1 protein-coding gene is annotated in these 2,455 nt (G+C 72.8%); it reads left to right on the forward strand.

The genetic code is table 11. The features are described 5' to 3' along the window. Positions 1-308: 308 nt before the first annotated feature. Positions 309-2,455: hypothetical protein (locus AB0O00_RS35665; RefSeq protein ID WP_363658857.1), on the forward strand; the 2,147-nt coding region annotated here is incomplete at its 3' end.

Below are 2,455 nucleotides of genomic sequence, written 5' to 3' on the forward strand. Positions count from 1 at the left end.
GCCGCGTCGTGCGGGGGCCGCTGGGGAGCACACCCCCCCGGGCCTGCGCCCGGGGGGGCGGGTGCGCCCCCCGCGGCCCCGCACCGGGGGGCGGGGGGGGGGCCCGCCGCGGGGGCGCGGCCCCGCCCGCATATGGACTGCCCAACTCCGTTACAAGGGTGCCGCGTTGTGGCCTCGTACACCTGGCCGACCGGATCCGGCCATGTCCGGCTGGCCGAATGGTACGCACCGGAGCCATCCGGGCCCCAGCGCCATTCGACGCCCTCGCGCCGCCCCTCGGCGGCTCGCACCCACCGGAGGTCCCCGCCATGAGAATCCGCGAACCCGACCCGAGAGGCCGAGGGCGGTGGCGCCGGCGACTGCCGGCCCTGGCGCTCGTCTGGGCCGTGGTGGCGGCACTCGCGGTGGTCCCGGTGGGGCTGGGGGCGGTGCCGGAGGCGCGGGCGGACTCCGCGAAGACGGTGCAGGGCCCGAAGGTCTGGATCCCGGAGAAGAAGCAGTACGGGCCCGAGGGCAGCGTGACGGTCTCCCAGTCGGAGAACCTGACCAACCAGGTGCTGCAGGTCTCGTGGAGCGGGTTCACACCGACCCGGACCACGACCGGCCAGCCGGTGACCAAGGCGGTCAAGGAGTCCGAGGACATCGTCTACCCGGTGCGGATCTACCAGTGCAAGGGCGAGCAGCCCCTCATCACGGACTGCTACGGGAGCACGCTCTACGGAGGGGAGTCTTCGCTCGGCTTCGAGCAGAAGGCGCGCGCCTCCGGGCTGGAGGCACCCGAACTCCGGTCCAACATGGTGATCGCCGCGACCGGCCAGGACGGCTCCGGCGCGGCCTCCATCGAGGTCTGGAACAAGCAGCAGAGCGTGGGACTCGGGTGTGACGCGGCGAACCCCTGCTCCCTCGTGGTCGAACCGAACTACGGTGGCGATCCGGTCGACTTCTACCGGCTCCGCAAGGGCCAGGCGGACTGTGAAGACCACCGCATGGACACCGGCCAGCAGCTCTTCAAGGCCGCGACGGACGCCACCCTGCGCGGCGGCATCGAGAACTGGAAGACCAAGAACCGGAGCAGCGAGCAGTGCGCCTGGGGCCACCACGTGGTCGTCCCCCTGCACTTCGCCCCCACACCGGACGACTGCAAGGCGGCCGCCGCGGACCTCCGGGCCCAGGGCCTGGAGATGGCGAACCGCGCCATGCAGCAGTGGCGGTCCGGTCTGTGCCTGGGTGACTCCCCGATCACCGTCCAGTACGCCTCGGCCGGCGGCGAACCGCAGGCGCGGGCGGCGTTCCTCGGCGGGACCACCGATGTCGCGCTCACGGCCAGGCCGGACCAGTCGCCGCCGCCCCGCCCGTACGTCTACGCGCCGCTCACCACGACCGGCATCTCGGTGGTGTTCGCGATCGACGACAGGACGACCGGGCGCCAGATCCGCGACCTGCGGCTGAACGCCCGGCTGCTGGCCAAGCTCCTGACCCAGTCCTACGGCTCGCCGGGCATTCCGATCAAGTCGGTGGCGGGCAACCCGACGTGCCTGTTCAAGGACCCGGAGTTCACCAAGCTGAACCCGCAGACGGACGCGAACGGAATCCACTGGCCGACCGACTGCGGCGGGATCCTGACCATCTTCCCGTCCGTCGCCGGCGGCACCACCGACCTCACCTACCAGGTGACCTCGTGGATCGCGAGCGACCCCGAGGCGGCCCGCTTCCTCGACGGCGAGCCCGATCCCTGGGGCATGCGGATCGACACCTTCTACCTGCGGCCGCAGTTCCCCGGGTACCCCGTCGACAGCTTCCAGCCGCAGGACTTCACCGGCCCGGGCGAGTCGACGAAGGACGTGGACCTCGCGCACTGGAAGCAGTACGAGTGGAACCCCTCCCTGCTCGGCCTGAGCCGGGTGGCCCGCAACATCCTGGAGGGCAAGCCGACCTGCCAGCAGCCGAACTCCCAGGCGGACGGCCGGCACCTGGACTGCTCGGTCCAGGCCCCGGGCGAGCGGGCCCTGCTCGCCATCATGGACGCCGGCCAGGCCAAGGCGTTCTCGATGCCCGAGGCGGCCCTGCTCAACCCCGCCGGCGCGTTCGTCGCCCCCGAGCGGCCCGGCTTCCAGGCCGCCGTCGCCGACATGACGGTCGATGCCGCCACCGGCGTGCAGCAACTGCCGTACGGCGCCGCGGACACCGCGTACTCGCGGGACCAGAAGGCCTACCCGCTGACCACCGTGCAGTACGCGATGGTCCCGACCGGCGGTGTGCCGGAGGCCAAGGCCGGCGCGATCGCGAGGTTCCTCAGGTCGGTCACCGGCGGCGGCCAGGTGTACGGCATCGAGCCCGGCCAGCTCGCCCCCGGCTTCCTCGCCCTGAGCGGCGCGCAGCGCGCCCAGGCCCAGGACGCGGCCGCGCACGTGGCCGCCCAGGACGGCAAGCTGCCCGGGAACCAGGTCGCGCCGCC

This window comes from Kitasatospora sp. NPDC093558, assembly GCF_040683475.1.
Lineage (GTDB): Bacteria > Actinomycetota > Actinomycetes > Streptomycetales > Streptomycetaceae > Kitasatospora.